At 39.8% G+C, this 7,987-nt stretch carries 5 protein-coding genes; 1 reads left to right on the top strand and 4 read right to left on the bottom strand.

What is annotated here, in order from left to right:
• Positions 1-23 precede the first annotated feature (23 nt).
• The 3 genes from QZ562_RS06325 to QZ562_RS06335 all read right to left on the bottom strand — a co-directional run bounded on the left by QZ562_RS06325 (position 24) and on the right by QZ562_RS06335 (position 4,376).
• Positions 24-1,652, bottom strand: coding sequence for a TldD/PmbA family protein (locus QZ562_RS06325; protein ID WP_293758294.1), 1,629 nt, complete (start codon positions 1,650-1,652; stop codon positions 24-26).
• A 343-nt stretch (positions 1,653-1,995) separates the two neighbouring features.
• Positions 1,996-2,649 carry a GDSL-type esterase/lipase family protein gene (locus tag QZ562_RS06330; RefSeq protein WP_293758297.1) on the bottom strand — a complete coding sequence of 218 codons (654 nt, stop codon included), beginning with the start codon at positions 2,647-2,649 and terminating at the stop codon, positions 1,996-1,998.
• A gap of 2 nt (positions 2,650-2,651) precedes the next feature.
• Complete coding sequence (locus tag QZ562_RS06335; protein WP_293758300.1) at positions 2,652-4,376, bottom strand: DUF885 domain-containing protein; 1,725 nt, start codon at positions 4,374-4,376, stop codon at positions 2,652-2,654.
• Positions 4,377-5,042: 666 nt separating this feature from the next.
• Here QZ562_RS06335 and zapE point away from each other — a divergent pair.
• Positions 5,043-6,263 (top strand): cell division protein ZapE, encoded by a 1,221-nt coding sequence (zapE, locus tag QZ562_RS06340; protein ID WP_293758303.1) that lies wholly within the window; start codon positions 5,043-5,045, stop codon positions 6,261-6,263.
• Positions 6,264-6,426: 163 nt separating this feature from the next.
• Here the strand turns inward: zapE and QZ562_RS06345 are convergent, their stop codons facing one another.
• Complete coding sequence (locus tag QZ562_RS06345) at positions 6,427-7,044, bottom strand: hypothetical protein (protein ID WP_293758307.1); 618 nt, start codon at positions 7,042-7,044, stop codon at positions 6,427-6,429.
• Positions 7,045-7,987 lie beyond the last annotated feature (943 nt).

The following is a 7,987-nucleotide window of genomic DNA, read 5'->3' on the forward strand; positions in this document are numbered from 1 at the left end:
ATTCCTTCTAAAGGGTTACCGACTTACACATTACGCGCAGTGTTGATGACGTTAATGTTGTTGAATCTCGTAGTCGGACACCCATGAGAAACCGCGCTAACCTGTGAAGGTTGACCTTTACCATCAAAGAACGAACCACCCACTCGATAATCTGATTTGCCAGCCATTTGGGTGCAGCTGTTCCAAAATTCTTGAGTGTTGGACTGATAAGCCACATCTTCAATCTGATCAGTAATTTTTCCATCTTTGATTTCGTAAAACAGTTGCCCACCAAATTGGAAGTTGTACCTTTGTTGATCGATCGAGAACGACCCACGTCCGGCGATATAAATACCATTTTCGACGTCTTTGATTACATCTTCAGCTGAAATGTCTTGTTCATTAGGTTTTAAAGATACATTGGGCATTCGCTGAAATTGCACATCACGCCAGCTTTGGGAATAACTACAGCCATGTGATTCGTTTTGGTCAATCATATGTACTTGATCGCGCGTCGCTTGATAATTGACTAAAATGCCGTCTTTGACTAAGTCCCAGTCTTTGGTTTTCACACCCTCATCATCATAGCCAACATTACCTAATGAATAAGGTTGGGTTTTATCTGCAAACAAATTAACCCTATCAGAACCGTATTGAAATTTTCCACTTTTCCATTTATCTATGGTCGCAAAACTGGTGCCTGCATAATTGGCTTCGTAACCTAATACTCTATCGAGTTCTAAGGGATGCCCAACCGATTCATGAATGGTCAACATAAGATGAGCAGGGTCTAATACTAAATCGTATTTTCCTGGCTCGACTGATTTCGCTTTAAGTTTCGCTTTCAGTTGTTTACCCGCCGCCGCGGCGTCTTCAACCAAGTCATAGGAGTTGTTATACCCCACGTTAGCACCCGTAATTTTGATTTTATCTTTTTCAAGACCATCTAAATATTCAAAACCCATGCCTACAGGATTACCTAAACCGTTGCGTTGTTTAAAGCCATCTTTACCTATGCCGGTGGCATAAAATGGTGCCCACAAGCGGTGTACATCTTGGTCAATATAAGAGCCATCTGTTGAGGCAAAATATTTTTGTTCGTTGACTAAAAATAACATGGAGGTAATGTAGTTAGCACCATTATCCATCGCAGCAGCGTTAGCTGCGAGTAACAAATCAGCTTTGTCTTTTATAGGCACTTCCATTGCGTTTTTTGTGATGGGAGTTTGCCAACTGACCTCACCCACACCTTTAACGGGCGCGAGCTTAACGGGCATGGTCTGAAATTTAGAGTTGGCTTTAGCTACGGCAACTGCACGTTCGGCTGTTTTAGCCACGCTGTCTGGGGTCATATTTGAAGTAGAGGCAAAACCCCAAGTACCATTTGCAATGACACGTACGCCAATGCCTGCTGACTCGGTATTCACAATATTGTCGACACGGGTTTCACGGGTTGTCACAAATTGGTTTAGATAGCGACCAATACGTGCATCTGCATAACTAGCACCAGCGGTTTTTGCTGCATTAAGAGCAATGTCTGCTAGCTTCTTTTTATAAGCTACGTCCATGGGTTTATCTAACATTTGGTCTGCTGAAATGGCGATGCCAGTTATAGGAAGCATTAGCGCTCCCACTCCTACACCACCGATTTTAATAAAATCGCGTCTTTCCATTATTGTTTCCTATGCCGTAGCTTTTATAATTATAATTCTCTTAACAGTGTATTGCATTGTTCGAATTGCACTCAAGAGGGTAAGGACAGTAATTTAGATTGAATACGTAACAAACTATTACATATGTACCAATTTAATTAGCTTATTTAAAGAAGGTGCCAGTGATAAAACTAATCTTTAATACTAGAGATGAGGCTCCAACAAGCTCCAGTTATATACTTCAAACTACTGAGTGACATAATTTTGTTTGGCAGTAGATGAGTTGATGGTCAAATCACTGGGTACTTTAGGTCTAGATTTCATTTAATTTTACGCCAACAACTAACGATTTTGAATTAACGCACTAAAGTATACTTTGTTGTATCAATTCTACCTGCTCTGCCCAAATCCAATATTGAGCTGCATTTGGGTGCAACAAATCCGGCATAGTGGATTCTAGCAGTACGTCTTCTTTGGTAAGAAAATAATGGTTAATATCTAACCAAAAAATCTGCTTGTTGTCGGCGAATTGTCTAATTAATTGATTGCTCAGGTTTACCCGTTTTCGCATAGGTTTTTTGTTATTTCTGCTACGAGGAAAGATAGCCATCAACACAAGCTTTGTTTCAGGTAAGCGTTGTTTGAGCTCCTCGAGTATTATTTTCACTCCAGCAGCGATCTCTTCAGGTGTGTCAAGTCTATGTCCTGCATTGTTGGTGCCAATGAGCAACACTAGCAGCTTGGGACATAGCCCATTAATTTCACCATTTTGGATGCGCCATAAAAGGTGCTCAGTTCGATCTCCTGCATAACCCAGGTTAAGAGTTTTTTGATGAGTGTAATAGTGCTGCCATGCAGCTTCACCCTCAACTTCCCAAGCATGAGTAATCGAGTCTCCCATGAAGATAATGTCTAATTTATTACCTAATGTATGGCACTCATTGAGTTTCTGCTGGTGGCGTTGTTGCCACCAGTCTTCGATGCGCTGCGCGGGGATAACGGAAAGCGAATTAGACATGTTTATTTCGCTTTTTGAGTGCTTATCCAATCGTTTATAACATCATCAAGCACCGCCATTGGCAACGATCCTTGACCAATTACAGTGTCGTGAAAACTCCGTATATCAAAATTAGCACCTAGTTCTTGCTCCGCTTTTGCACGTAACTCACGAATTTTGATTTCGCCCATTTTGTATGACAATGCCTGGCCAGGCCATGAGATGTACCGATCAATTTGGTTCTCTACGGCTTTTTGTGTCAGTGCGGTGTGTTTAGCCAAATAATCGATAGCTTCTTGGCGGCTCCAGCCAAAAGCATGAATACCAGTATCGACGACTAAGCGTACAGCTCGCCACATTTCGTAACCTAAACGGCCGAAGTCGCTATATGGGTCCTGGTAGAACCCTGCTTCTTTGCCCAGTCGCTCTGAATACAAGCCCCAACCTTCGCCAAAGGCTGAATGGCTCAGTGTGCGCCTGAATTCCGGTACATCTAATTCCATAGCAATAGCATTTTGCAGGTGATGCCCTGGCACAGCCTCGTGCAGGCTGAGTGCCTCTAAGTTATAAAGTGGTTGTTGTGACGGCTCGGAAGTTAAAAAGTATGTTCCCGGTGTGCGATTGTCTGGTGGTGGCATATAAAACGCACCTCTAGTCGCTGAACCTTTGATCGTGAAAGTATTTCGCGGAAGGTGTCCAAAAAATGTGGGTAATTTGCCATACATTTTCATTGCGATAAACGCCGTTTTTTCGAGTACATCTTGTCTGTCTGTTGCATAAAACTGTGGGTCAGTAGCTAAAAACACTAAAAATTCAGCATAACTTCCTGTGAACCCTACTTTATCGATAATCAACTGCATCTCTATACGAATACGTTTAACTTCTTTTAAGCCCAAATCATGAATTTGTTTAGGTGTGGCATCAGTAGTGGTAAAATAATTAGCCGTGTATGTATAGTAGTCCAAACCACCTTTAACACTGGCAATTCCCGGTTCTTTTCGACAGTTAGGCATGTAGTCGTTAACAAAAAAGTCATAAAATCTCTGATACGCAGGTGTCACTGCTGAGTCAATTAGCTTGATAGCTCGGGTACTGAAGTTGCTTTTTTGCTGTTGATTAAAAGTGTTAGGAAAGCGGGTGAAAGGTTCAAATAAAGCGCTTTGTTTTGGATCTGTCACTATGTGTTGGCTGATAGTTTGGTGATAGTCCTTAAAGCTTTCGCAGTGATGAATGAACCCATCGGCTAAACCCGCTTTCATCAGGTTAATATTTTCTTGATTAAAGCGAGGATAGTCAGCCAAGCTAATTAAAAAGTTGTCGTAATCGCTGCTTGATAAAAATGCCATATTAGCTGGTGCTTCGGCAAAGTAGGTGTGCCAACCGCTTAAAAAGTTAATCGGGAAATACTTATCTTGATATCGGTGGCTCAGAGCTTCAGTTTCTCGTTCATATTTAAATAGACGAAAATTCATCAGTTTTGCTTCACTTAATACTTGAGTATCAATTTTTTCAAGGGCGTCCAATACCTGAATATTATTAGCTTCTCGCCTAGCTATGGCCTGAGGTGTGAATTCGGCTAATTTGCCATTAGGTTTCCAGCCATCCGGATCGGTGCGGAAGAATACTTTTTCTTTTTTAGCATTTTGCCAGTGTTGGTCGATGATATTAGTTAGATCGGAATTTGAGTCGGCGAAAGAGTTCCAGCTAATAGCTGTGACAGTGAATACTGCTAAAACTTTATTAAACATAATGTTCTCTTTTTTTGTTTTTATCGTCGTTGTTATTAAATAGGAATTGCAGCCAGTTTGCCAATAGGAAAGAACTAACGAGTCCGGTGGTAATGTAAACCAGCGAATACCTTTGTCAGTCGTATACACAATTTTCTAAATGCACCCCGAAGTCTCCGGCAAGGTAAATGCCAGGTTTATAAGAGAAGCACATTCCAAGTTTCGGCTTCGCCATGCACAAAATTTATGGGTGAGTACTTATTTAAAGGTTAGTCAAACGCATCTGAAGTAACGCCTAAGATGCGTTCAGACGGCTTCAACATAAATTAATATACATGTCCTTTTAATGACACTTAACTGTCCCATCTCGGTTTGATATAATTGAAAAATAGGCAAAAAAAAGCCTGATAAATAATCAGGCTTAAAATGAGAACACACATAAAAACTATATATTCAGAGGGACAATCACAAAATAAGTTCAATTTTATATTAATTATTTTACCTGATCACAGACAGTTAATTTTTGAACTCTTTAAACTCAGTAGTAAAACTAAGATTGAATAACCTGTTATTTAATTTATCTGTCTATTTATCTACGTTTTTACTTATGCCAATTTAGACTTGGTTAAGGTCTTACGAATCGTTATGATCAGATATGTTATTAGTTATTAATTTGAATTATTCATCATGCCTGATGGCACAAGCATCATTGTATTACCCACTTCACCGTCACCCATCGAAGTCTACCAGTCACAATTAGGCGATAAGCTAGTTGACGATCCTTATCAACAAACTGCATTAAATGCGTTAAATGACCTATTTGGTCACTTGACCAAGCCAAAAGGACTGTCACCACCCATTACTAAAGGTTTATATCTTTGGGGTGATGTGGGTCGAGGTAAAACATACTTGATGGATCTGTTTTATGACTGCCTTCCTGATGAAGGCAAGCTTCGGCTTCATTTTCACCGTTTCATGGCACGCATACATCAAGCACTGAACGACCATACTGGGGAGCAAGACCCTTTAATACAGATTGCTAATGATTTGTCTAAAACATGTCGCGTGTTGTGTTTTGATGAATTTTTCGTTTCTGACATTGCCGATGCTATGATCTTGGCTGGTTTATTTGAATGTTTGTTTAAAAAAGGGGTGGTATTGGTTGCTACGTCAAACATTCCTATCGAACGTTTGTACGAAAACGGTTTAGCTAGGCATAAGTTTTTGCCCTGCGTCGGTCTTTTGCAGCAACATACTAAAATGTTGCATCTTAATGGCAAGTTTGACCATCGGCTAAACGTAATAAACGCAGAATGTAATATACCTACAAATAGGGTTTCGTCATCTCCTTCATCACTCAAGATTGGCATTAAAGGTAAAATTGACTTTGCTGTTATCTTTGCGCAATTAACCCACGCCACCCCTTCTCATAAAATCAAAACCAGCAGTGTAACCATCTGCTATCGCGATATCCCAGTGGTTAGAGCTACGGAGCTTTCTCGACAAAACTCTGTGGCCTGGTTTGATTTTACAGCATTGTGCGATGGGCATCGTTCGCAGGTAGATTATATGGAAATTGCGAATCGTTTTAGCACAGTGATGCTTAGCAACGTGCCCTATCTTGGTGGTGAAGTACGCGGGTGGATCAAGGCGCGTGGAACAGAGGATGGTGTAGGCGAAAATCAAGCCATGAGTACTGGAGAGCGTGTTGTGAGTTATGCTAACAGCGACGATAGCACCAGACGGTTTATCAGCCTTATTGATGAGCTATATGATCAAAATGTAAACCTGTATTTAAGCTCTGATGTTCCTTTGGCCGAACTTTATAACGAAGGTGCTTTAATGTTTGAATTTCGCCGCACTTATAGTCGTTTGATGGAAATGGGTCAGACAGAGGTTGATCGTTAGAAAACAAAGTACAGCTAGCAGCCACTAATTCTTGACCTTACAATGAATACCAATCTACCGCGTTTTCAAACTGCGTAAACGTGCATCGTAATTTAGTTAAATTAATCGTGTTATTTGCCAATGTTTACATCGAGCTCCCATACAAATTGAGGAGTTAAAAATTTTAAAATTTGTTGTGCAGTTCCTTTAACGTATAAATTGTCTTGGGCGACTCCAAACACCAAGTTAAATTAGGTACGCCCTTTTGTATATCACAAGCTAAATAACAACACATTCCTTGTTCAGTGTGGTCAAAATGTCTATATCGGTGAAGTGCCTGCTGGCGATCTTTTTCATAAAGGTAGGAAAAAGTAATTAACTCCTGAGAATGCGCTAATGCACGGTAGTTTGGGCACAACCAATTGAACGCACCACTCAACCAATTATCCTGATTTATCATTTTAGTTAGTTTTTTCTTTTCTTCAAATGTCCCAGTTATCAGCAACGCAGCCTCAGAACCATTAGCTTGCAGTTTAATGTTAAACCTAGTGAAGTCGGTTAACATTAGCCTAAAACAAAAAGAGCGCACTCGTTTTAGTATCAGTCTGGTCTCTTGTAACATGTATGTATCGATGTTTTCTAATGGTTGCTTCTGCTTAATCTCGCCAGTTTGCCAAACAGATAATTCAGGTAACAAATCATCAAGTACGGGGCTGCTAGCTAAAGTACTTTTTTTTGAACCTTGCGTAGGGAGAAGATCCAAAGAATTAACCATTATTTGGGTAGTACTAAAAATAGACACGAGTAACACCATTTATTATAAATTATGACTTAAACGTGTCACAGCACAGTTGATGCCAGTTTTAAATATCCTTTTAAAATCAAATGAATGGAGCGTTGCGATGATTAACTATAGTCATACGACAACTTTTTGACTGTAGGGTGCAGAAACTATCATTAGCAACAAATCACACTGACAACATCAATCAGAGATACAAACTAGAAAGTGCAATTGAACGATAAGTGTTAGCTTCTTCTCAAGTCAATGGCATGGTTGCCGAGCTACCTACCACTATGGTAATAATTGAAAACATCAAAACATCAAAACGTCAAAACATCAAAATAATTAAAAATAAACAGATTACTTGAACGATGATATGTTGTTGGTTGCCGTCAGTCGAAGTGTGTCTTCGGTACGATCAAAAAAACTATGGTGTCACAAAATTGAAATGCCTAAATGGCTAATTTATCTTCACAACCTATTAATTTTTTAGGTCGGTAGAATGAATATGGTTTGGCTGCACGTATTCCATCGTGTTGCGTATCTTGCGTATGTTCACCTAAAATTGTTGGAACAATTTAAAACAACTTTTACAAACCTTTAAAGTAGGTGAGTTAAATGCGAAGCTCACGTAATAAATGAGCATACGGGGCATCTATTTTAAAAACTCGAAACAAGAACCTCGGTTTGGGAAACTCCCAACAATCCAGCTCACTTCAAATACCCTTTAATAATCTTAACTAAGCCGCGGCATAATCCACGATTTTGAAATTTCGGCCTTTTTGGATTTTTGAAACTCATTTTAACATTGAAGGAATAAACTCATATTCCATCCGTTATCCCTGTGTCACTTACATAAAACTACAGGAAACGAAGATGATTAAGCTAAATAAAATTGTAAACCTCATGGTAATGGCGGGTGTGGTTCATTATAGCAGCATAGCTTTTGCAGCCGACATACAAG

It is taken from the genome of uncultured Paraglaciecola sp., assembly GCF_913058035.1.
Classification (GTDB): domain Bacteria; phylum Pseudomonadota; class Gammaproteobacteria; order Enterobacterales; family Alteromonadaceae; genus Paraglaciecola.